The sequence below is a fragment of the Flavobacterium sp. genome (genome assembly GCF_052437795.1).
Classification (GTDB): Bacteria; Bacteroidota; Bacteroidia; order Flavobacteriales; family Flavobacteriaceae; genus Flavobacterium.
The window spans coordinates 1-23,594 of the sequence record NZ_JBQVPA010000009.1 but is presented as its reverse complement, the minus strand read 5'-3'; the positions used below and the strand labels follow the sequence as shown (position 1 = coordinate 23,594).

General features: G+C 36.6%; 20 protein-coding genes. 8 read left to right on the top strand and 12 right to left on the bottom strand.

Annotated elements, in window-relative coordinates; all coding sequences use genetic code 11:
• Positions 1 to 102: 102 nt before the first annotated feature.
• The 4 genes from pheS to ACT6R0_RS18245 all read right to left on the bottom strand — a co-directional run bounded on the left by pheS (position 103) and on the right by ACT6R0_RS18245 (position 3,314).
• On the bottom strand, positions 103 to 1,122 hold the full coding sequence (pheS, locus tag ACT6R0_RS18260; RefSeq protein ID WP_444654948.1) for a phenylalanine--tRNA ligase subunit alpha: 1,020 nt from the start codon (positions 1,120 to 1,122) through the stop codon (positions 103 to 105).
• Between the two features lie 81 nt (positions 1,123 to 1,203).
• A complete protein-coding gene (locus tag ACT6R0_RS18255) occupies positions 1,204 to 1,329 on the bottom strand; it encodes a hypothetical protein (RefSeq protein ID WP_444654949.1) in 126 nt (41 codons plus the stop codon).
• A gap of 52 nt (positions 1,330 to 1,381) precedes the next feature.
• Positions 1,382 to 1,912, bottom strand: coding sequence for a nuclear transport factor 2 family protein (locus ACT6R0_RS18250; RefSeq protein WP_444654951.1), 531 nt, complete (start codon positions 1,910 to 1,912; stop codon positions 1,382 to 1,384).
• A gap of 52 nt (positions 1,913 to 1,964) precedes the next feature.
• Positions 1,965 to 3,314, bottom strand: a complete 1,350-nt coding sequence (locus ACT6R0_RS18245) for an ammonium transporter (protein WP_444654953.1) — start codon at positions 3,312 to 3,314, stop codon at positions 1,965 to 1,967.
• A gap of 268 nt (positions 3,315 to 3,582) precedes the next feature.
• Here ACT6R0_RS18245 and ACT6R0_RS18240 point away from each other — a divergent pair, with 268 nt between their 5' ends.
• Positions 3,583 to 3,819 (top strand): hypothetical protein, encoded by a 237-nt coding sequence (locus ACT6R0_RS18240; protein WP_444654954.1) that lies wholly within the window; start codon positions 3,583 to 3,585, stop codon positions 3,817 to 3,819.
• A gap of 9 nt (positions 3,820 to 3,828) precedes the next feature.
• Here ACT6R0_RS18240 and ACT6R0_RS18235 read toward each other — a convergent pair whose 3' ends face one another.
• Positions 3,829 to 4,131, bottom strand: a complete 303-nt coding sequence (locus ACT6R0_RS18235) for a hypothetical protein (protein ID WP_444654955.1) — start codon at positions 4,129 to 4,131, stop codon at positions 3,829 to 3,831.
• 305 nt (positions 4,132 to 4,436) lie between these two features.
• Here ACT6R0_RS18235 and ACT6R0_RS18230 point away from each other — a divergent pair, with 305 nt between their 5' ends.
• The 5 genes from ACT6R0_RS18230 (at position 4,437) to ACT6R0_RS18210 (ending at position 8,288) form a co-directional block, all read left to right on the top strand.
• Positions 4,437 to 4,934: a DinB family protein gene (locus ACT6R0_RS18230; protein WP_444654957.1), complete on the top strand. Its 498-nt coding sequence runs from the start codon at positions 4,437 to 4,439 to the stop codon at positions 4,932 to 4,934.
• Between the two features lie 154 nt (positions 4,935 to 5,088).
• Positions 5,089 to 5,373 (top strand): hypothetical protein, encoded by a 285-nt coding sequence (locus ACT6R0_RS18225; protein ID WP_444654958.1) that lies wholly within the window; start codon positions 5,089 to 5,091, stop codon positions 5,371 to 5,373.
• 428 nt (positions 5,374 to 5,801) lie between these two features.
• On the top strand, positions 5,802 to 6,350 hold the full coding sequence (locus ACT6R0_RS18220) for a toll/interleukin-1 receptor domain-containing protein (protein ID WP_444654959.1): 549 nt from the start codon (positions 5,802 to 5,804) through the stop codon (positions 6,348 to 6,350).
• Positions 6,351 to 6,363: 13 nt separating this feature from the next.
• Positions 6,364 to 7,791 carry an SIR2 family protein gene (locus tag ACT6R0_RS18215; protein WP_444654961.1) on the top strand — a complete coding sequence of 476 codons (1,428 nt, stop codon included), beginning with the start codon at positions 6,364 to 6,366 and terminating at the stop codon, positions 7,789 to 7,791.
• On the top strand, positions 7,791 to 8,288 hold the full coding sequence (locus ACT6R0_RS18210; RefSeq protein ID WP_444654962.1) for a TIR domain-containing protein: 498 nt from the start codon (positions 7,791 to 7,793) through the stop codon (positions 8,286 to 8,288). Before ACT6R0_RS18215 ends, ACT6R0_RS18210 begins: the two co-directional genes overlap by 1 nt.
• Positions 8,289 to 8,320: 32 nt before the next feature.
• Here ACT6R0_RS18210 and ACT6R0_RS18205 read toward each other — a convergent pair whose 3' ends face one another.
• From ACT6R0_RS18205 to ACT6R0_RS18195, 3 genes are all read right to left on the bottom strand, one after another.
• Complete coding sequence (locus ACT6R0_RS18205; protein ID WP_444654963.1) at positions 8,321 to 9,547, bottom strand: McrC family protein; 1,227 nt, start codon at positions 9,545 to 9,547, stop codon at positions 8,321 to 8,323.
• A 4-nt stretch (positions 9,548 to 9,551) separates the two neighbouring features.
• Positions 9,552 to 12,695 (bottom strand): AAA family ATPase, encoded by a 3,144-nt coding sequence (locus tag ACT6R0_RS18200; protein WP_444654964.1) that lies wholly within the window; start codon positions 12,693 to 12,695, stop codon positions 9,552 to 9,554.
• A gap of 152 nt (positions 12,696 to 12,847) precedes the next feature.
• Entirely contained in the window at positions 12,848 to 13,969 is a 1,122-nt protein-coding gene (locus ACT6R0_RS18195; protein ID WP_444654966.1) for a Fic family protein, read from the bottom strand.
• A 645-nt stretch (positions 13,970 to 14,614) separates the two neighbouring features.
• Between ACT6R0_RS18195 and ACT6R0_RS18190 the strand changes: the two genes are divergently transcribed.
• Positions 14,615 to 17,203: an AAA family ATPase gene (locus tag ACT6R0_RS18190; RefSeq protein ID WP_444654967.1), complete on the top strand. Its 2,589-nt coding sequence runs from the start codon at positions 14,615 to 14,617 to the stop codon at positions 17,201 to 17,203.
• A gap of 119 nt (positions 17,204 to 17,322) precedes the next feature.
• On the opposite strand, the gene ACT6R0_RS18185 is transcribed toward ACT6R0_RS18190, so the two are convergent.
• The 4 genes from ACT6R0_RS18185 to ACT6R0_RS18170 form a co-directional block, all read right to left on the bottom strand.
• Positions 17,323 to 18,042 (bottom strand): hypothetical protein, encoded by a 720-nt coding sequence (locus ACT6R0_RS18185; RefSeq protein WP_444654968.1) that lies wholly within the window; start codon positions 18,040 to 18,042, stop codon positions 17,323 to 17,325.
• A 6-nt stretch (positions 18,043 to 18,048) separates the two neighbouring features.
• Positions 18,049 to 18,519 (bottom strand): Panacea domain-containing protein, encoded by a 471-nt coding sequence (locus ACT6R0_RS18180; RefSeq protein ID WP_444654969.1) that lies wholly within the window; start codon positions 18,517 to 18,519, stop codon positions 18,049 to 18,051.
• Between the two features lie 155 nt (positions 18,520 to 18,674).
• Positions 18,675 to 21,536 (bottom strand): type I restriction endonuclease subunit R, encoded by a 2,862-nt coding sequence (locus ACT6R0_RS18175; RefSeq protein WP_444654971.1) that lies wholly within the window; start codon positions 21,534 to 21,536, stop codon positions 18,675 to 18,677.
• An 89-nt stretch (positions 21,537 to 21,625) separates the two neighbouring features.
• On the bottom strand, positions 21,626 to 22,552 hold the full coding sequence (locus ACT6R0_RS18170) for a tyrosine-type recombinase/integrase (protein WP_444654972.1): 927 nt from the start codon (positions 22,550 to 22,552) through the stop codon (positions 21,626 to 21,628).
• Positions 22,553 to 22,679: 127 nt separating this feature from the next.
• Between ACT6R0_RS18170 and ACT6R0_RS18165 the strand changes: the two genes are divergently transcribed.
• Positions 22,680 to 23,594: restriction endonuclease subunit S (locus ACT6R0_RS18165; protein WP_444667435.1), on the top strand; the 915-nt coding region annotated here is incomplete at its 3' end.

Sequence of the window (23,594 nt, the reverse complement as noted above, 5' to 3'; positions counted from 1 at the left end):
AGCAGGAGTATACGTACCGTCACCTCTCCAAAGGAGAGGGCCGGGGAGAGGACTATCCGGCAAGAGTGTAGCTATTCCCTCTCCTTTGAAGAGGGGTTAGGCCTATATACTCGACTTAAACTGCTCCAGGAACCTCACGTCGTTCTCATAGAACATACGGATGTCGCTTATCTGGTACAGGAGCATAGCTATGCGCTCAATACCCATACCAAAGGCAAAGCCATTGTATTTGGCCGCATCGATGCCACAATTTTTAAGTACGTTCGGGTCTACCATGCCGCATCCCATGATCTCAAGCCAGCCGGTACCCTTGGTAATGCGGTAGTCGGTCTCGGTTTTCAGCCCCCAGTAAATATCCACCTCGGCGCTTGGCTCGGTGAAGGGAAAGTAGGACGGGCGCAGGCGTATCTTGCTCTTGCCGAACATTTCTTTTGTGAAATATAAAAGCGTTTGCTTTAGGTCGGCAAACGAAACGTCCTTATCAATGTAAAGCCCCTCTACCTGGTGGAAGATGCAGTGTGAACGTGAGGATATCGCTTCGTTGCGGAACACCCTGCCCGGCGAAATGGTGCGGATCGGCGGTTTGTTATTTTCCATATAGCGCACCTGTACAGATGAGGTATGTGTACGCAAAAGTACGTCCGGGTTGGTCTGGATGAAGAATGTATCCTGCATGTCCCTTGCCGGATGGTATTCCGGAAGGTTCAGCGCGGTAAAGTTATGCCAGTCGTCCTCGATCTCCGGCCCTTCGGAAACGTTAAAGCCGATGTTAGAAAAGATGTCGATGATCTGGTTCTTTACAATGGATATAGGGTGGCGGGATCCCACTTGGAACGGCTCGCCAGGGCGCGTAAGGTCGCCGTAAAGGCTTTTGCTCTGCTCCTTGCTGTCCATTTCCTCCTGAATGGCCGTTACCTTGTCCTGCGCGGCATTCTTCAGGCTGTTGATCACCTGCCCGAATTCCTTCTTCATGTCGTTAGGCACATTCCTGAACTCGGCCAAAAAATCGTTAAGCACGCCTTTTTTACCCAGGAACTTTATCCTGAAGGCTTCCAGTTCTTCTTTAGTTTGTGCTTTATACGCTTCTGCTTCGGCTATGTAGCCCTTTATTTTGTCAATCATCAGTGTACTTTAGTAAGTGCGCAAATTTAGTGATTTTACCCAGCAAATCGGCAATTGCGATCTATAATTTACCTTAGCTTATCATTCGTCAGGATACTCAAGCACTTGCTGTGGGACCATTCTTTTTTGCGACCACGCGAACATTGCGGGAAAACCATAATTAAGAAGCTCCAGCCCCATCTTACGTATGATCAGATCTTTTTGCATTATCAAGTTTTTAAAAGTAAGATCTTTGGATTTCCGGAAAGGAAAAGGGAAATTATGGTCTTGGCCCTTTCCGCATTTTTTCCAATAAGGGATCTTCGTACTTTGCTTTGTGTGGAAGGATGTCATTGGTGGCATCGTTGGGAACGGTCATGGAAAGTACGTAGTGCTTTATCTTCCATTCTTTGCCTTCTTTTTCAAGAATGCCCGAGCCACGGCAGCCTTTCATCCAGGTATCCAGAAGTTCGTCGAACCAGGCAACTTTTCCGTCTTTGCTAAAGTAGATGTTGCGCTCCAACGCTTTAAAGTCCCACGCCTTGCCACGGTCGAAATACGGTTTTGAAAAAGCAACAAAGGCTTTCCTGTCCCAGTTCTCGGTCGCATCGGTACCAATGTAGCGGCCGTCTTCGGAAATTTTGCCGAAATAGCCATTGAAATCTCCGTTAGCAGCAGCGGCATGCCAGTCGTTCAATAATATATTGATCGCCTTTTTCTCTTTTGCAGTATCGATGGCATCGCTTTTTGTCGTAAAATATCCGGCGGAAGCTGTTGCGGCGACAAATAAAAGGAGGTATATCTTTTTCATGGAATAACTTTTTTATAAAGATATAACTATCTGCCTAATACTCAAAAAAACATTACCCCAGCATTTCATTGTGCTGTGAGATGTCGAGCCCCTGGTGCTCGGCTTCTTCGGATACGCGGAGGGGAATGAAGAAGTTTGTGACTTTGTACAGCAGCATAGCCCCGAAGAAGGAGAATACCGCAACAAGTACCAACGCGGCCATGTGATGCCCGAAGACACTCCACCCGCCGTGCAGGAGGCTTGCGTTTTCTCCCTCGGCAAAGATGGCCGTGAGTATCATTCCCATGATGCCGCCTACGCCGTGACAGGCAAATACATCCAGGGTATCGTCTATTTTTTTGAGGGACCTCCAGTTGACCATGAGGTTGGAAACTATTGCTGCGGCAAACCCGAAGAAGATGCTTTTGGGTACCGACACGAACCCGGCCGCCGGGGTAATGGCGACCAGTCCCACAACAGCCCCGATGCAGCAGCCCAAGGCCGATACCTTTCGTCCGTTGATCCTGTCGAAGAATGCCCACGTGAGCATGGCCGAAGCCGAGGCGATGGTAGTGGTCGCAAAGGCCATGGCCGCGGTATGGTTAGCCGCCAGCGCCGATCCGGCATTGAACCCGAACCACCCGAACCATAGCATTCCTGTACCAAGCAATACGAACGGTATGTTGGTAGGGATGTATTCTAAATTTTTGCGTTTTCCAAGAACGAGTACACCTGCAATGGCGGCAAACCCGGCGCTCATGTGAACGACGGTCCCGCCGGCAAAGTCCTTCACGCCAAAGTAGCTCCCCAAAAGCCCATTAGGATGCCATACCATGTGGCACAGCGGGGCATATATGAATATTGAGAACAGGCAGATGAATAGCAGGAACGAGATGAAGCGGATACGCTCGGCCAGTGCGCCGGTAATGATGGCGGGGGTAATGATGGCGAACTTCATCTGGAAGAGCGCGAAGAGTATGAAAGGTATAGTGGTAGCCATTTTTACATGAGGATGTTCATCAACGTGATCGAAAAAAGCAAAGTCGGACGGGGAGCCGATGATCCCGTAGTAAGCGCCATTGATCGTAATGCCTATGGGGTTGCCAAAGCTCAGGCTAAACCCGATCGTTACCCAAAGCAGGCTGATGACACCTAAACAGATAAAACTCTTCAGCATGGTGGATATCACGTTCTTTTTACCGACCATGCCTCCGTAAAAAAAGGCAAGTCCCGGGGTCATGAGCAAAACGAGGCAGGAGGCTGTGAGCAGCCAGGCTACATCGGCAGGTATAATGGCATCGGTGGAGTTGAATTGGGACGTCGACGCTACAACTGTTTTATGCTCCCAGCACAATCCCGTAATCGCAATGGCGGTGGTTATCGCAAATGCGGCAATCCAGCGCTTTTCTAATTTTTTCTCCATGACCCCTTTTTTTATGGGGATAAAGTTAGGTATTAATGCAAAACAGGAAACTTATCCTTTTATTTTTAAGGGTAATTCAAAATTCAAACAGGATAAATATGTTTAAATTAAGATTTATCATTTGTTGCAATAAAATTTTCCTATATGCATTATAAAGTGAAGCTGTAAGAAAGTATGCATGCATAAAAAGTTGATAAGTTAATACCATGTTAAAGCATTATATTGAAAAATTTCATAACATTGTAGTAATCAATCATAAATCGACCCGATGCACACATTACACCACACCGTAGAAGACGTTAAGCTTTTTGAGGCCATTGCCGACATCGCTTTCATTGCCGGACAAAAAGGATTTTGCTCCGGTGACTCCAGGGAGGACATTGCCGAGATCATCCGTTGGAGCAAGGAATTTGAAGCCATCCACGAGGACACCGACTGGGATGATACCGACTATACTACCGCTATCGAAGCCTTTGCCGCTAATAAGATGAGGGTGGGGATGTAGCTCACTTCTTTAATTTAGGTTTATTACAAGTCCCAGAAGAAAGTGGTCGATGGTGCTGGAGTTTGCATTTTCGTATGTGAACTCCAAACTTTCATATTCATGCCAAATATGATCATCTTCATTTTGTTCAGAAAAGAATAGGGAGGGCAATTGCCAAATTTCCGCAACAAAATATTCATTATCTATAAGGTTCTGCATTATAGTCCTCTCAATGTTGCGTAATGCAATATGATTTGGGTTAGAAAACACGATGCTTCCAAAATTTTTATAATTACTGGCGTCTCGGTACAGATAGTTTAGTTTTATGTTCATTTAAGATTTGTTTTCAAATCAAAAATAAGCTATCTCATATCAATTCACCTAGAATTGGCCTCAAACATTCTTTCTTATAAACAATATGATCAGCCATGCCTAATATTCGGCAAATCGACTTAAACCAACCTTAAAGCAGCGGCTTGATGTGCCACATTAAGAGGTTGGATACCTTAACCGTTGGCGCAGGCAGAAAAAAAGATCAATGTCAGATAAAAAAATCCCACTCCTCAAAAACCTGCTGACATACTGTTGTCACAATGTGCCGATACCTTTGCTGTATAAACCAAATAAAAGTACATATCATGGAAACAATTGCAACAGCTACAGTAATTACACCCGAGGCCTATTTGGCGCTTTGGCAGGGACACAGGGGACTCACACGCCGCGTTATCGAGGCTTTCCCTGAAAAGGAATTATTCAGCTTCTCGATAGGAGGGATGCGCACCTTTGCCGTACTCGCCATGGAAATGACTGACCTTGCCAATCCCGGAATGGAAGGCATCGTGACAGGTGAATGGAAGGATATGAACAGCCTGCCGCACAGCTCGGGCGAAGGAATGCCCGAAAGTAAGGAGGAACTATTGGTACTGTGGGATGAGACCACAGCGAAGATCGACCGTTTGTGGGAAAAGCTGGAGTCGCAGGACTTTCAAAAGCAGATAGTCGCCTTTGGAATGTTCCCCGGCACGGTGGCCAGCACGCTCCAGTACTTTCTGGATAACGAGATACACCACCGCGGGCAGGGCTATGTATACCTGCGTGCCCTGGGCATCGAACCGCCTGCCTTTTGGGACAGGTAACATAAAAAAGTGATAAGCCTCATATTTTTGAGGCTTTTTTTATTGGACGCCAATGTTATAGATGTAAAAATTATTTTTTTGATGTGACGAGCGTCATGTTGCGGTCCATATTGGTCGCCGACCTTTGTGGTATAATACTTAAATACTTTAGGTCATGAGCTATTATCAAAAAAATTTAGACGGATATATAAGGGGGTTCATGGGGTTTAATGCCCTTGCGGTGATGGTACAAAGCTGCATTGGCGGCATTGCCGCCATGATGGTGCTGCAAAATGGTTCCACCCCTGCCCAAATGGTACAATTGTTCTTTGTGGTGATCCTTGCCAGCGGCTTTAATGGCGCGGTACTGTCACAGCAAAAGCCAAAATTGGTATTCGACCTGCTATTGCTAAGCGTTATCGGCAACAGCCTTATTGCTATAGTGAATGCTTTTATATAAAATGTGCCAACATCTAATTGGTGGAAAAGCCGTACAGTGATGTGCGGCTTTTTGTTTGATAAGGCACTGATATAAAAAACCCGCTCCATTTTGCATGAAGCGGGTCTTGTAGCCCCCTTTGAATTTAAATCCAACTATTTTGTGGCAGATCTGGAGGGTATCGCAAATTTAAAAGCACTATAATACAGGTGTTCTCTTTTATTCCTTTAGGGGGCTGTATCTGGATGATTTTTGAAAAGAATTGTGAGACTACGAATTGATATGTAGTTTTTGATTAATACCCGCCAACGTATTATCCAAAAAAAATGATTTTGACAAATATTATATATTAAAGAACATTTAAGGCATATCACGACATGTTGTCACACAGATTATTATGGAACAATATTTGTAATTTATTAACTAAATATTTGTAATAAACTTTATGTATGGCGATTTTAACTAGAAGCAGATTAAATTCATTAACAGAGCAGAAATTAGGAACAGTACTTTTCAGTAGAACAATCACCGAGGCCAAAGCCGAATCCAAAAGCGCAGCTGCCGTAACAGTTTTTTTGTCTCACAGTCATGATGATTTAGATAATATTGATATTAATCGAGTTGTCGTTTTGTTGCGTCGGACTGGAGTTCGCATCTATGTCGACTCGCTAGATTCTTCGTTGCCTCCATTTACTAGTGATGCAACAGCAAAGAAAATTAAAAGTGAAATTCAAGCTAATAAAAAGTTCATACTTGTTGCAACTAATAGAGCCATTTTGTCACGTTGGTGTAATTGGGAGCTAGGATATGGTGATGCATATAAATACCTAAAAGATATTGCTATAATACCATTAGCAGATAATTCTACTTCATGGACTGGAAATGAATATCTAAAAATATATCCAAGAATTGAGGAAAGCGAAAATCTACCAGAAGTGATAAAGGTAATTTTTCCAGCAGGAAATTCGCTTAGTTTGTCAGACTGGTTATTATCTTAATTCAACATATTATATGAAATTCAATAAAGAAACAGAATACTTTATCACAAAATACGTAAAAGCACTTCGCGAAAATAATGCCGTCATTTTTGCAGGCGCAGGCATGTCAGTGTCAGAAGGATTTTTCGATTGGAAAAAACTTTTAAAACCTATTGCCGATCGAATGGGTTTAGACATGGAAGAGGAACAACATAATTTAACTGCCCTTGCTCAAATGTTTGTTGATAGCCAAGGAGGAGTAAGAGGAGAATTAGACCAAATATTAGTCGATGAATACGGGAAAGTCAAATTATCAATTTCAGAAAATCACCGAATTCTAGCTCGTCTTCCAATACAAATATATTGGACAACAAATTATGACCGTTTAATTGAAACAGCACTCACAGAGCAAAATAAGACTCCAGATGTGAAAAAAGCCCAAGGTGATTTGACTACAAATTTGCCTAAGAGGGACGCAATAATTTATAAAATGCATGGTGATATTGGAACCGTCACTGAAACAGTGTTAACCAAACATGAGTACGAAGATTACAATAATACTCGGGAGCTATTCAGCAACGCTTTTAAAAGTGATTATGTTGCGAGAACCTTTTTATTTATCGGCTTTAGTTTTGCCGATCCAAACCTTGACTACTTAATTAGTAGGATTCGTTTAACACTTGGCAAAAACATCAAGCCTGATTATTACTTTATAAAAAAAGATTCAGACGGAGACAAACAGAAGCGTCAAGAGTTAAAAGCAAATTCCCTGAAGGTATATGGTTTAAATGCAGTATGGATAGATGATTATAGCGATATTACCAAAATTTTACGTGAAATTGAAACTCGTCTTCTGCGTAACACAGTTCTAATATCAGGAAGTGCCGAGCATTATGGAGACTTTTCTCATGAAAGTGCCACAGAGTTTATTCATGACTTAAGTAAAGAAATCTCTCAAAATTCGTACAAGATTTTGACGGGTTTCGGATTAGGTGTTGGAAGTGCTGTAATAAATGGTGTGCTTGATAATATGCAGTCTGAACGAAATCAAAATCTGGATAACTATTTGATCATGCGCCCTTTTCCTCAAATTAAAACAAAAGGAAAGGAAATAAAGGAATTATGGACTGATTACAGAAAGAGGTTTATCCCTCATGCTGGTATAGCAATTTTTATATTCGGTAATAAAATAAACAAATCAACCGGTGAAATTATCGCGGCCGATGGGATGTTAGAAGAATTTGACATTGCTATAAAAAGCGGATTAAAAGTTGTTCCTGTAGGAGCAACAGGATTTACCTCCTCTGAGCTTTGGAAAAAAGTTGCTGATGAATTCGAAATGTTCTATGAAGAAAATGATGTTTTAAAAGAAGACTTTATGCGATTAAATGATAATACCCTGTCTAACGCAGAATTAATCACTGCGATCCTAAAAATTATTAACCATCTAAATATAAAATAATGGCAGTTACGCGAAAAGTATTCTACAGTTTTCACTACGCTAACGACAGTTGGAGGGTAAGCCAAGTGCGCCATATCGGCCATATCGAAGATAATCCAGCAGCAACACCCAACAAATGGGAAGAAGTTAAAGGCAAAGGTGCAAATGCAATTCAAAGCTGGATTGACGATAATATGACAGGAAGAACCTGTCTTGTTGTATTAATTGGAAGTGCCACTGCTGGAAGAAAATGGATAAATTATGAAATAAAAAAAGCTTGGGATGAAGGAAAAGGAGTTGTCGGAATTAATATCCATCGACTAAAAAATAGTCAAGGACTACAGGCGGTTCAGGGAGCAAATCCATTTGCGAATTTTACTGTAGAGAAAATTGGTTTGAACAAAATTGTTAAATGCTATAATCCACCATATACGGATAGTAAATTGGCGTATGATTACATAAAGCAAAATATTGAAGGCTGGATAGAAGAAGCAATTACGATTAGAAAAAATTACTAGCGAAGCGCTGCCGATGCGACTTTTTAATTGTCTTATGTTGTTGCAAAGACGTTTATCATATTAAAAATTTGACTTTGCCAGACGCTAATCTCAGTAGCGACAGCAATGGAAATCACGCTGCAATTTTTGGCTGTAATGACATCTTCTTGTAAATAGTGCCCGCTATTGTTTGAGTTTGTGGTACCAGGATATACCAATGCAACTTTACTGGCATTATAATATTCATGATACACATACATCTGTCTTAGATCAGCCGGAGAAGGATTATAACCATTGAGGTTTTTCCATTTGGTATCAAGAACAATATTGCCCTTATCCGTCTTTATAAAGATGTCTGGCCTCATACATGTTCTTCGTCCATTTTCAGGTTTCCAGAAGTATTTTGAAGTTTGCGCGGTGATTGTTGTCCCTGGTTCTTTGTTTTTCCTTAAACTAACGTAAACAAATTGTTCCCAAAGCAAGTTCATGTCAAACATCAAAGCCAGGACATGATTTTTTCCTTTAGCGACGTCAGGATGGAACTGCAATAAAAGTAGCTTTGCAATTTCAATAGCTCCTCTGTACTGTTCGCTTTTGCGGTTGAAAACCAATTTTTCAAACGTAGTTTCAGAAACCTTCATGTCTTGCATTTCCGGAAAATTGAGCAACAGTGAACCAATCCTGCTTTGTAAACCAGTATTGGTATTTATTTTCCCGAGCAATTTGATTGCTTTGTATAATATGAAATGAAGTTTATGATTTACATCATAATGCGTGTGCTTGACATAGAACCGTTCATGATGAATTAGGTTTTGTTGTAGGTGCTTCCCGAACTGTAAACTTCCTTTTAATGCGGTTACGTTTCCTTCTTTTCGCCTGTATTGTTTAATCAGACCTGAATGTAGTAGATTTTCAACCTCTCTTGTAAATAGTTCAAAATACAAATCTAAGACTGTATTTGGTTTAATATTTAGCTTGCCCGAACTTGGGGATTTAATATCGAATGTTCCAACTGCTTTTAGCATTCCAATTAATCGATTTCTCCAAAGCGTTGCGTCAGTTTCATTTTTATCTGCTTTAGGTAATACTTCAATTAATATATTGCCGACCTGGATCACTCCAACATGCTCATTAAATTGTATGCCGTGATAGATTAACTTATAGTATGGAATACCATCCCCATGATACCGTTCCAAGGCATTGAATTGTTCTTCAGTGATTCTATTGTCGCCAATGTCATACCGAAGGATCTCATGTTCGAAAACGGTTATATGATGCATTGTTTTATCCAATTACGCTACCTTTCATTAAAAGTCGGATTGCCTTACCGAAATCCATGGCTACGTCTTGCTGGTCTATTGAAAGTATTGATGATTCATCGCTACGGTAATCAATGATTCGGTAAACCTCCTTTTCATCGAAATCACCTGATCCTTCGTAATCAAAATCGGCAAACGAATACGACGATTTATCCCATTCTTTCTTGCTGATGAAACCTTTGCCCAGCACTAAACCAATTTTGCCGTAATCCCCAAAGAAATATTCTTGTAGCAGAGGAATAATGCATTTATAAAACGATTCTACTATAGTTTCTTCATCTTTATTAATAAAATAGGAATGACCAATGGCATGATCACGGTCGAGTAATTTTTCTATACGGTGGTTGATTGTCTTTAGAATCTCAGATGCCTGGTAGCCGTAAACCTCATATTCAAGCTCCGGCAATTTGTATTTGGGCGGCATTTCTTCAAAACTGAATCTTCTTCGCAGAGCTGTGTCGAGTGCTTCGACGCTGCGGTCGGCTGTGTTCATTGTGCCAATGATATAAAGATTATCTGGAACGCCAAATTTCTGTTTGCTGTATGGCAATGTTATCTCTAGTGCTTCGTCCTGACCGATGCGTTTATCTTGCTCGATTAATGTTATTAGTTCTCCGAAAATTTGAGAAACATTTCCACGATTTATTTCGTCAATAATAAGAACGTATTTCTTCTCCTGAGCATCACCAGGATCTGATGAGTTGAAATAATCTTCCAACACTTCAATTTTGACATCGTTATTGTAAAATTCATATATTGTCTGCTGTGATATTTTTTTTCGAATAAAAACATCAGGTGCAGCATTCAAATCAGTGGCCAGCCATTTTACGTTACGAAATTGATAATTGTCAATTTCTTGCGAGTCGTCATAAAAATACTCCCCTGTAATTACTCCAATTGCGTCAATAATGTTGTTGCCTTTTGTTATAAACACAATGTCGCCAACTTTCATATTTTGAAAGATGAACACGGCCTGTATTACGTACTTGCTTTCGGCTACAAGTTCTGGATAATCCTGTTTAAACTTATCCCTGAAAGGTTTCCAATCTTTGATTCCTTTAAGTGCAGTAAAATCCTTATCATCTCCCCAACCTAAAAAAATTAAATTGTTTTTTATACTCCAATTGTGCTTTTCGGGTCTGTGCTTACCACCCAGGCTCATTTTGTAAAAATCTTTGCTGCCAAAGTCAATTTCAGTAGTTCTTTCGATATTACCAGAAACTCCAGTAGCTAAATTCGCGATACTCTTGAATATACCGTCTTTGATTTCATACTTTAATGACTCTTTTTCGGTTGCATCATCTGTTTCCTCACTATCCAGAACTGGTTTTATCCCTTCTATAAAATCTTCATAACTCATGCTTTGGTGAAAAGTTGTGAAAACAATTCTTCCTTCAGTGAGCCTTTTATCAAATTGTTTTTTAACTTCTTCCCTATTGGTCCAGCTTAATTTCTTTTCTTCTTCTTCATCGATAATTTGAAGTGCTTTGTCAATCGAATGGTATGTTTTTCCTGTTCCTGGAGGGCCAAAAAGTATTTGATTTAACGTGGGTTTTTTGTCTATGCTCATGTCATCAGGATTTGTTTCAGACTCATTTATTTTCATTCCAAGCAGCATCCAGAAAAATATCTGTTTCAAGTAGGTATTACTGCTTTCCACTAACTGAACTATTTCTTTATTCTTACTTATTTGATTGGTTTCATTTAAATATATATCAAAGTCATTCTTTAAAACATATTCCAATCGCTCAAAATGTTTCGGTGCATCTACCGCAGTAAAATCTTCTGGAAACAGTGCGCGAGTGAATCTATACAATACAGACCACTTATTCTCGCCAATTAGTTCATGTGCTTTTGTAAAAACAACTTGCTTGTCACTACTGGTTAATAAATCGAATAGTAATTGCGGATTCTGACGAACTTTGGCATTTATTTCAGATCGGCGATTTACAGTGATTAACTGTTGCTGAATTCTTGAAAAGCCATTATAACTTTCAAATAAATATCTATTTAGAAAATCATCATCCTTTTTAATAATAAACTTATAGTCTTTATTTAGGGCATCGTAAGTAGGATATTTTTTTATTGAAGCAAAACTTTTAATCTGTTTCATTGCTTCTGAGTACTCCCTCAAATCCCTGTACCAATCCCAACTTTCAACACCTTCATTCTCTGCAAATTCATCAAAATATTGCTGTAGTGTTTTAGCATGCATTATTTCTTTTGCCGTATACAATAAAAAGTCTTGCGTTATCCAGTTCCAGTGTTGTTCATTTAGAGTTCCAACTTCAAAAATTTGTTTAAATGGTTTTTGATCTACGTGACTTTTTTTCAGATTTGATTTTACAAACTGGTAAAACATCTGGTTGAACTGAAAAGCTCTAAAACCTTTTTTTGGAATCGTTATGTTTAGATTCAAATGCTCAAAAGCCGGAGACGATTCGCTATCGTAGGGCGTGAACATTTCTGGAGCAAACAGACTTAAAAAAAGACTGACTTTAGGATAACTGCTGAGGTTAAATTTAGTCTGGTCGGTTAAGTAAACATCACTGCTAATTATTTTCCGGATTAGTTGTAAATCATCTGTTGTTATGTATTCATCCTGATAGCGAACAATGGTTTGCAAAAAGTTGATTCCTTTTACCTTTGTCGTCGGATCAAATAAAATCTTTTGTGATTCAATAATCTTTGCTTTAATTTCTGCATCGGTATTATCAAGATTAACATTTGCCTCAAACCATTTGATAAAATTAAACTTATAAATCTCCTTGGATTTAAGCCAGTCGGTTTCATTTATCGCGCGGTTGTATTTTCCAATCAACGGACTTAGTTTGCTTCCGTCAATATAAGGTATTTCTTCTTTTGGAAGAACTATAAAACCCAATGCTTTAAGATATTTGTTTGTTGGCTCTCCACCTCCGGGCTGCCAAAGATATTCACCCGTTGCATATTCATGCGCTAAGCGAATAATATTTTTAGGAGGATATATTTCTCCATTATAGTATAAATCATATCCTGTTGAAGGTCGCTCTTTCGATTCTCCATCATATAGATTCTTCATTGCCCGTATTACATGCGCGCGGGTAATTTTTGTAGGTTCAAATGCCATAAATTATTCTTTGTTTAATAATTTAATTTCCCACCCGTTATTTGAATGTGAATTTATATCCACTATTTGTGGAAGATTTAAAGCGTTCGTTGCAAATTGGATTTGTTAAAATTGCTCACGATAATAAAAAATATTTCATTCGAATTAGTAAATTATACCCTTACTAATTTCATTAATGGTTCGAAAGAATATAAAGCAGGTCTTCTCCCTGCCGATTGATGTTTTGTAACTAATAAACCTTTCTCGACAAGTCTTTTGGTAAATTTTGCTGCTGTAGGCCCAGGTATCCCACTATTAGAAGTAAATTTATTATTTCTGAATACTGGCGTTGTAAATACGAAATCTAATGCATTTACGCTCCATTTAGATGCAAGAACTTCTGAAAAAATTTCTTTCATTTCTTCATACAGGTTTCTTATGCTTTCAGCTATTTCAAGATTTCTTATTGCTTGTTTTTCAGTAGCAATAAGAAAAAATCTACACCAACCTTCCCAGTCATCTGTTTCAGATACTTTTCTCATTGTATCAATATATAAATCTTTATTTTCTTCTAAATAACCACTAATATAAAAGTGGGGTTCGCTTATAATTCCTGATTTCCATAAATAAAGAGTTATTAACATTCTTCCAATACGTCCATTACCATCTTGAAAAGGATGTAGAGATTCAAATTCTAAATGCATTAAAGCTGTCTTTATTAAGGCGGGGTGTTTACTGTTTGCTAGATAGTCAAATAGTTTATCCAATCCTTCTTCCAGTTTTTCATGACTTATGGGAACAAATAATATATTCTTTTTTAATTTGTCGGCCAAATAGTTTTGTTCAGACTTAAATTTCCCAGGAGCCTTATTAGCTCCTCTTCCTTGGGTCAATAGTTGCTGATGCATGGTGCGAATAAAACTTCGAGAAAATTCATATCCGTCAAGCATTCCCTTTTGTGCATTTTTAAGAGCTCGTTGATATAAATAAGTTTCAATTACATCTGATCTAAAATGATTTGGATTTGAATTTCCTTCATCTTCATCTGCTTCGAATTGCATTATTTCATCCATAGTACTTATAGTACCTTCAATTCTAGAGGAAATTACAGCTTCCTGATTTCGCAAAGGTGCTAATAGTATTTCACTATTATGCATATTTTTAAGCATCTGATCATATCTTGCCAATGCGTCAGTGGCCCGAATTAGTTCGTCGAGAAATTTTGAATAATCCAGCTCAATTGGTGGGAATTTGTCGTAATGATAGTAAACTGCATTCTCTAAATTTAATTCCATAACATTGATTTTGTGTATCAAATATATCAATTATTTACACACAAAGCAATTTGATGATACTAATTTAGTTTATATTATATACAAGCGCATCATCTAATATATCAATAATATTGACTTACTCCTTCAGAGAGTTTTTCTATCATTCATATTAATATTCGTATATCATTTCAATTGAATTATATAATTCAACAGTTATTGAATAATCAATATGTCCTTGTATATCATATTTAAGAAATTATATCATTCAACAGTTTTTGAATAATCAATATGATATTCAAATGTCCTTGTATATCATATTTAAGGTAATTATATCATTCAACAGTTATTGAATAATCAATATGATATTCAAATGTCCTTGTATATTATATTTAAGGTAATTATATCATTCAACAGTTATTGAATAATCAATATGATATTCAAATGTCCTTGTATATCATATTTAAGGCAATTATATCATTCAACAGTTATGAATAGTCAATATGATATTCAAATGTCCTTGTATATCATATTTAAGGCAATTACATATTCAACAGTTATTGAATAATCAACAAGGTAACTTATGATTACATCTAAATTGACCTTATTTAAATGATGAATATTTTGTTAAAATAGATATATTTGTTTCTAAACCAAATAAATACGATCATGTCTATTTATCAAGAAATTTTAAATTGGTCTCAAAATAGACCCAATTTTATAAGAGATGCTCTGAGGAGAACTATTTGCAATCCAACGATTACACAAACTGACATCAATGAACTGATTCTCTTACTAAAAAAGGAAAATGATGATACCACTGTTACCATTGATGCCCTGCCTATTGATATTACACATATTCCAACAACAATAAATTCAGGTGCGATTTATCCTAAATTAATTAGTATTAAAAATCCAATAAATATTTGTGCATTATATAATAAAGCGCATTTACAATTTTCAAACAATGGATTGACAGCCGTATATGGTAATAACGGTTCTGGAAAATCAAGTTATTCGAGAATTTTAAAAAAATTGTGTTGGAGTAGAAATCCTGGTATCGAATTAAAAAGAAATGTATTTACTCCATCACCAAATCAACAACAGGTTGAATTTCTGGTGCAAGTCAACGGTTTAAATACTAGTTTCCAATGGTCTGAAAATCTACCAACTCATCCATCATTAAGTTCTATTTATATATTTGACAATGATTGTGGGGATGTATATATAAATAAAGAAAACCCAACGGAGTATAAACCTACTGGGATTGATGTATTAGAAAGGCTTATCTCCATTCTAACTAATATGTCTCAAAATTTAAGTCATGAGATATCAAGATATAATACTCAAAAACCACGATTAGATCCACCATTAAACTCAACTAACAGTGGTCAATGGTATGCAAATTTCGAAATTCTATCACGAGTTGATGTTGATAGTTATATTCAATTTAGTGAAGCAGATTCCACCCGAAAACAGGAAGTATTTAACTTACTAAGCACACAAAATCCACAACAAAATATTTCTAATTTAAGAAATCTTAAAAATCGGATAGAAAACTACGAACAACAATTTAGAAATATAGAAGAGTTCTTTAACGATCAAAGTATCGATGACCTTAAGCTTTTAAGAAATAGGTATGAAAGTACGAAACAAGCATATGAAATCGCAACAGCTGAACTGAGCTCAGTTAATACTATTGAAGGGTTCGGTTCTGATCCATGGAGAACACTTTGGGAAGCTGCTAAAAACTTTGCGCATAGTAATGGTATGTCTGATGGCCAAAGTTTCCCATCAAGTGCGTCATTGGAGAAATGTGTTCTGTGCCAACAGGAATTAGATGAAGTAGCACAACAAAGGTTACAAAGTTTTAATCAGTTTATTTTAAATGATGTTTCAACACAAAGAAGTTCACTCCAGAATGAAATACAAAGAAGAGTTTCAACATACACATCATTAACTGTCCCTCCCTTTGAAAATTTCACAGAACTCACAAATTATATTACTGATTTCCAGAGCCAACATTCCACATTTACGGAATGTATTAATTTTCTAAAACAATCAGTAATAAATTACCTCCAAACTGGAGGTGAGATCGTTATTAGCCTGAACAAGGTTTCATCTATTATCAATTCTTTGATACCAACCATTGATAGACAATTAGAGGAACAAAATCAATTATTACAAAATAGAAATGCCTTAGTTATAGAGTTTAACGAGTTAACAGCAAGAGAGTTTTTATGGAATGAGAAAGCGAACATATTACAATATGTCGATGAAGTAAAATATAAAAACTGGATAAATAGGTGTCAATCACAATTAAACACTAGTATCGTCTCCCGAAAAATAGGAGAATTAATGGAAGATCAAGCAGTTAATTTACAACATCAAGAGTTTGTTAACCATCTACGATTTTTTAATCAGGACTTAGCGTCTAAGGTATTATTGTCTAAAACAAGAACTACTCAAGGTAGTACTTACCAAAAATGTGGATTGAACGGGATAGCAGATTCTATAAACTCAGTATTGAGTGAAGGGGAGCAAAAGATAATTGCATTATCTAATTTTTTAGCGGAGTGTACGATTGATGGTAGAAAAAACTCCGTAATTTTTGATGATCCTGTCACCTCATTAGATATGGATTATAGAGATTTAATTGCGAAGAAAATTGTAGAATTATCACGTGACAGACAAATAGTAGTACTTACACATGATTTATCATTTTTACGTTTGCTACTTGATACACATAATGAAATTATCCCATATCCTTGTCATATAATAGGCATTGATAAATACAATGGAATAAGTGGTATAGTTACTGACGAGATTCCCTATTTAGTGAAAAATGTACAAGAGAGGATTGACTCTATTAAAAGAATTTTGACTGATCATGATGCTTTGTCTATAGCAGATGCTCACGGAAAGGAAACAAAATTAGATTCAGCTCGAAAGAGGTTTAGAATGCTATTAGAACGATCTGTTGAGGAAATCTTATCAAATAAGACCTATGAGCGTTTCTCTAAAAACATACATTTAAAAAAAGGAAATCTGTCAAGCTATATCGTGACGGAACAATCTGATGTTGATTTTCTCCTAAATTTATTTGGAAAGTATTCTATTACCGAGCATGACGGAGGAACTTCGACCATACCACTGTTACCTAGTAAAACTGTTATAGAACAAGATATAAGAGATTATTCGACCTGGAAGGATTCTTTTAAAACTAAACTTAGTGCCTTTAAAGCTTCCTACAATTAAATTGAATAATCTATATAGGATTTTACATTTAGAGGCAATATATTCGCCTTATCACTTCAACAAACAGATTAAGTAAAATAAAATCCCGGTTAATACTAGATTTTTTTATAAGTTAAATCTTATGATAATACTACAATACCCATTTCAATTATTTCCCGTAGGGTAGACTTGGTGAGTTGCTCATTTAATTGTTCAAAATAATCATCTTCGAGTAAAAAATAAACAAAATTTCCTCTGTTAAGTTTACTTGGGACTTGATTTAATTGATTTTTAACCGCACAATTTTCATCCTCACAATTTAATTTTCTGATATTTTCAATATCGATTAATAGGGATGTCATCTCACATGACAATTGAGTAGTATCATCAACTGAATAATTAAAATCTTTAGAGGGCTGCATATTATGCATCCGGTCTAACAATACTATTTGAAAGGTCTTAGTTAAATCCCAAAATCCTATAACTCTACCAAGACCTGTTGAAATTTGAAATTGAAAGAAAGGAAATTCCTCATCATTTTCTATAACTTCCTTCTTAATCCAGTTAAAGTCTGTTCGTTGATAGGGAACCGCTTGGCCATTCCAGTTTATCTTATGGTATCTATATGCATTTTTTAACTGATGGTTCTTGTCAAAATCTTCAATCTTTATTTTAGAAAGAGTTTGCATCCTCTCAATTAAAGATAAAAACCATTTAGGTTCTGCTTCACCTAAACCGAAATATTTTATTTGGTTAAAATATTCAAACGAGAATGCCCATTTATAATCATCAGTGGAAACAATTCGCCCTAATACAGGATGCTTAACATCTACAACATTATTTATTACAGGTGCTCTCATAATCTGTTAATCCAACCTAGCAGCATAATAATCCTGCATTAACACAGGATCGATTATATCTTCACATCGTGAATAAGAAGAATATCCTTTTCTAGCATTTATCCAAGGGTCTTCATTATGAGTCATATTTTCTAATTGGGTTGAGCTAAACTGTGCATAGGATTCCAAGATACTATCAATATGTAGTTTTTCTTCATTCGTTAAGCATGAAATATTCTCCACATTTACAATATCCTCAAAATCCATTTCACTATATAAATTTTTGCGATCTTTATATAGATCGTAAATTGTTCTATTTACAGGTCCATGTATCCAAGCTTGAAAATCATCTTCAAAGATTTTACTTTTATTGAAAGCTAAATGCCATGCTTGTACGTAATATAGAAGCTTTTGATGCTTTAAAGTATCTAAATGATTAATCCCTTCAGACTTTAATCTAAAAATGATATAATCAGATACTGCTACAACATTTGCCATATATAGAGTCTTAGTTTTTGCAAAGATAATGAATTTTAATTATCTGAGACTTAGATGATATGAATTGTGAAACGGGATAAAATTTATGAGAACTTAATATTAATTACCGTCATTCTCTATTTCATCTCTCTCATCCTCAACGGCATCACATTCTTCTATTTACTACCAGTTATCCCATTGACAAACGTATCGACGAAATTCAAGATTTTATTCAATATTCTATCACCAACCTCTTTTGATTTAAGAACACTTGGTCTTCCTTCTATCCTTAAATCCAATATATCATTTCGAATTGGTTCGCGCTCAGCAAACAAATAATTCTCGATCAGCTTTTCTGTTTTTTCTACAGAAAGGTTTTCATCCTCTATAAGCACTTTCAAGGCTTTCTCCTGTTCTTCATTCCAGAATTTCTCAAACTCTTCAGGAATAGCATCTGTATCCTCTATATTTGGTAAGCTTTCCTGTATGAACTTTTCAATTAAGTCGCGCTTACTTCTTAGTGACACATCCGTATTTAAGAGATTGAATATTTCCTCATTAATGCTGTTTTTATCTTTTGCGTTTTGTTTTGCTTTAATAAGCAATTGGAGTATGTAAGTTACATTTATAGTATCTCTCCTGATAAGCTCCAACTCAAAATCGATATCGTTCAGGATAGAGGTTTTTTCTGTAGTAGGATTTCCACTAATAGTCTCTTTTAAATCTAAATATTTACTCGTGTATCCGTCAAAAAGCTGTTGCTCGATATCAAGATCTTCCCATGTAAATTCTGTGTAGTGGCTCATCTTTTTATGTAAACGTATCATTGCCCTGAAAGCCAATATAAATTTCAACTTATCTTCTTCACTATAGAGATCATCTACACTATCAACATGCGGCACGATATCTATTAATTTCTGAGCTGCCTGGTTAAATTTTTCAACATAGGTTTCGTACGGCTCAACAATAATTTCATCAATAGCTTCCTTGTTGCTAAATAGTGCTATTGCTTCGTCTGTTTTATCTTTTAAGTTGCGAAAGCATACTATATTTCCTTGTGTTTTATTTTTGTCTAAAATTCGGTTAGTACGGCTAAAAGCCTGTATCAGCCCATGATACTGAAGATTCTTGTCGACATACAATGTATTAAGAAATTTACTATCAAAGCCTGTAAGGAACATATTAGCGACGAGCAGTATGTCTGCCTCATTGTTTTTAGATTTCTTTGCAACAGCATTATAATAGTTATAAAAGCCCTCAGTGTCCCGAACATTCTCTGCCATACCAAACATATTATTAAAATCATGGACATAACGTTCTAAAAGTTCACGTCTGTGAGGTGTATAGCTATATTCAGCTTGCGGTTCAGCAGCAATATTATATTCCTTTATTACATTACTTTCTAATTCCTCCTCATTTTGAGCATAGCTAAAAATAGTTGTAACTCTCAAATTGTGCTCACCTTGAAGCTTTTTGCGGTTGAATATCTCATAGTACTGAATTACAGCGTCGATATCCTGGACACACATCATGGCGCAAAAGTTCCTGCTTTGCGTTTTTTGATCATGGTGTTGGATAATATAATCAACAATGGCTTCTTTGCGCTTAGGAGATTCATATACTTCTATTTCATCGATCTCTTCGACCTTCAGGTCTATGATATGTTCTTTCTGCTTAAACGTCTGGATATATTCAACTGAAAACTTTAGCACATTTTCATCCCTGATAGCATCAGTAATTACATATTTATGTAAGCATTTGCCAAACAGGCTGGAGGTTGTTTTCTCTCCATTTGCGTTTTCTGCCAATATTGGTGTCCCAGTAAAACCAAAAAGCTGAATATTGGTAAAATAGTCTACAATATTACTATGGGTATCGCCAAACTGCGAACGGTGACATTCGTCAAATATGAAGACCATACGGAGATCCTTTATGGTTTTCATTTTAGAAAGGTTCCTGCCTGATATGGCGTTATTCAGCTTTTGGATAGTCGTAACGATGATTCTAATATTGGGGTCATTAAATTTTTGTATTAAGTCGTCTGTATTAGTAGCGGAACTAACGGAGCCTTTGCTAAACTTATCGTACTCCTGGTTGGTTTGATAATCCAGGTCTTTTCTGTCTACTACAAAGACAACTTTTTTAATTGTGGGGATTTTAGACAAGATCTGACTGGCCTTAAAACTGGTTAATGTCTTACCGCTACCGGTAGTATGCCATATGTAGCCATTCTTTTCAATGTTATAGCCATTCAATATTTGGTTGTCAGAAACTTTCTTAATAATACTCTCCACCGCATAGTACTGATAGGGACGCATCACCATTAACCTTTTGTCAGTTTCATTCAGAACAATGTATTTGCAAATCATTTTACTGACGTGACAAGGCTCCAGAAAGGCATCAGTAAATCCGTTCAGTATATTATTTAGGGGGTTATTATTCTCGTCCGTCCAGTGGAAGGTCTGGAGATATTCCTGCCGATTCGTTCCGAAATTACTAAAGTACTTGGTGTTAACCCCATTGCTGATAATGAATAATTGTACAAAATGGAATAACCCTTTACCCGCGCCAAAGCTGTGTTTTTGATAGCGGTTAATCTGGTCAAAAGCCTCCTTCATTTCCAAGCCTACTCTTTTAAGCTCTATCTGTACTAAAGGCAAGCCATTGATAAGGATGGTTACATCATACCGGTTACTATATTTTCCTTCCTGCTCAATCTGGTTTATAACCTGGTATTCATTCTGGCACCAATGTTCAACATTTAGAAATTCAAAATATAGGTTGTCTCCATTATCCCTGATTATATGCTGACGCTCTCGTAGTGTCTTGGCCTTTTCAAAAACAGAACCCTTATTAAGAATGTTCATTACCTTGTCAAATTCAGCATCGCTAAGCGTAACGTTATTGTGTTTTTCGAGCTGCGCTTTGAGATTAATAATTAACGATTTCTCATTTGAAATCGAAATGTATTTATACCCTAGCTTTTGTAATTGTGTAATTAGCTTTTCTTCTAAAACCTGTTCGGATTGCTTACTCAAAATAATTATGAATTAGGAGATTGGTGTTTGTTAACAAATTTAACAAAATAAGCATCACTGCAAACAAACCTCCTAATTCATATTACTAATTATCTCAATGTTTTAAACATTTGCTCAATAGCCTTTTTTTTCTGTTCCATGTTAGGGTGTACATAAAGGTTTAGTGTAGTGCTTATGTTGGAATGTCCAAGAAGGACGCTTACCGTCTTATAATCGCAATTACTTTCAATGCATCGAGTGGCAAAACTATGTCGGAGTCCATGAAATTTGAGTTCTGGCATCTTTAAATCTCTCATCAGATTCTTATAGTAGCTTCTATAGGTCCGGGGTTCTGTGGGTTTGGCATCGTTCGTCAAGACAAAAAATGATGGATTTACAATTTTCTTGAAAGGCTTGAGTATGCGCAGTAAGTCTTTGCTAAGTGGTATTTCTCGGATTGAATTCTTGGTTTTTGGCGTATCAAGTATTAGTTCAGTCCGCCGGATACCACCTTCAATAACATAAATCCGCTGTATAGTACGTCTTACATTTATCACACCGCTATCGGTATCGATATCCTCCCAGGTAAGCGCGCATATTTCGCCAATACGGATACCCGAACTTAAACAGAGATAGACGCCCAGGTTACGAAATGTAAAATGCTCCTGTATGTAACTCATTATCTTTTTTTGATCGGCACGGCTTAACACTTCCATAGCTTGGCTTTCCCGAATGGTAGGGAACTGGATATCAAATGGAGCATAAGTAGTCCATTTCTTTTTTGCTCCAAACTTAAGTATCATTTTAAGCACAATCAGTATATCCTTAATAGTTTTCTGACTCAGGCCGGAGTCCAATTTTTGTAAAACAAAGGACTGTACATCTGTTTCTTCAATTTCTTTCTTTTGCCCAAAGGCAGGTAATAAGTGGTTCTCGGTAAGGAGTAAATAGGCTGCGTAGCTTGATTTCTTTACATACTGTTTTTTATCTGCTTTCCACAGATCGATAATTTCAGAAATTGGTTTTTGCTGGTTCATTTTATTTGATTAAAGAATTAAAATAACAAAGGAAGTAGAAAGCAAATAAATATTTTAGTATTTGAATTGAGGACCAAAAGTTTCTCCAATCTAATCAATCAGAGATTAAAAATCTATTGTTCCTAATTTGAGATTTCCCGGGTTTGAGGGAGAGTGGGAAACAAAAAAGATGGAGGATTTTATTGATATACTTTCTGGAATTGCATTGCAATCTGAAGATATTTCAGAAGATTCGTCTGGAACACTTATTTTGCGGGGCATAAATATTACAGAAGGATTCATTCGACATAATAAAGAAATTAATAGATATTATCCTAAAGAAATTGAGCCAAAAATTCAAAAATATGTTCTTAAAGAGAAAGACTTAGTTTTAGGAATGGATGGTTCTAAGGTCGGAAAAAATGTTGCCTTAATTACAGGCTCAGAGTCTAATTCTATTCTGATTCAAAGAGTTGCTCGAATAAGAGCGCTTAAGAATGCAGATATAGATTACATCTTTCAGAAATTTTTTTCAAAGAAATTTCAAGACTATGTAGATGTAGTGAATACTAGTTCAGGAATTCCGCATATAAGTTTGAAACAAATAAAAGATTTTCAAACTAGTTTTCCGGCAACTCTTATTGAACAGCAAAAAATTGCTTCTTTTTTATCTTTAATTGATGAAAGAATCCAAACCCAAAACAAAATAATTGGAAACTTAAAAGTTCAAATGTTAGGATTGCAAGAGAAGATATTCAGACGAAAAATTAAGATGAAAGATGAAAAAGGCAATATTTTTCCTGAATGGGAATTAAAAAATGGAGGAGAGCTATTTTCCAGCGTATCAAACAAAAGTCACAATTCTGATTTGCCAATTTTAGCAATTACTCAGGATCAAGGTGCCGTTCCACGGGATTCGATTGATTATCAAATTTCAGTCACTGATAAGAGCGTTGAAAGTTACAAAGTAGTAGAAATCGGCGATTTCATCATTAGTTTAAGAAGCTTCCAAGGAGGTATTGAGTATTCAGATTATAAAGGAATTTGTAGTCCAGCCTATATC